At 59.6% G+C, this 285-nt stretch carries 1 pseudogene; it reads left to right on the top strand.

The window, feature by feature from the left end:
• Nucleotides 1–117: 117 nt before the first annotated feature.
• Nucleotides 118–285 (top strand): annotated as a pseudogene (locus EN818_RS32170) (ATP-binding cassette domain-containing protein); the annotation flags it as partial.

Below are 285 nucleotides of genomic sequence, written 5' to 3'. Positions count from 1 at the left end.
TGTTGCAGCCGGCCTCCACAACTGCTTGCACGAATGCCGGAATGTCTTTTTCTTGCATAGTCTTCATGTCGAACCTCTCGTGAATGGCGTGCTTGCGCGCCCATGCTGCCTTTTCACCGCAAGATCCCGAAGAAGCAGGCGGAAGAGACCGCCATGCACTTCCTCAAGCGCGTCAAGATCCCGGAGCAGGCCAACAAGTATCCGAGCCAGCTTTCCGGCGGCCAGCAGCAGCGCGTGGCGATCGCCCGCTCGCTGTGCATGAACCCGCGCATCATGCTGTTCGAC

The sequence above is a fragment of the Mesorhizobium sp. M3A.F.Ca.ET.175.01.1.1 genome (assembly GCF_004791945.1).
Classification (GTDB): Bacteria; Pseudomonadota; Alphaproteobacteria; order Rhizobiales; family Rhizobiaceae; genus Mesorhizobium.
Note: the sequence above shows the minus strand (reverse complement) of the source record. Positions and strands in the feature narration are given on the sequence as shown.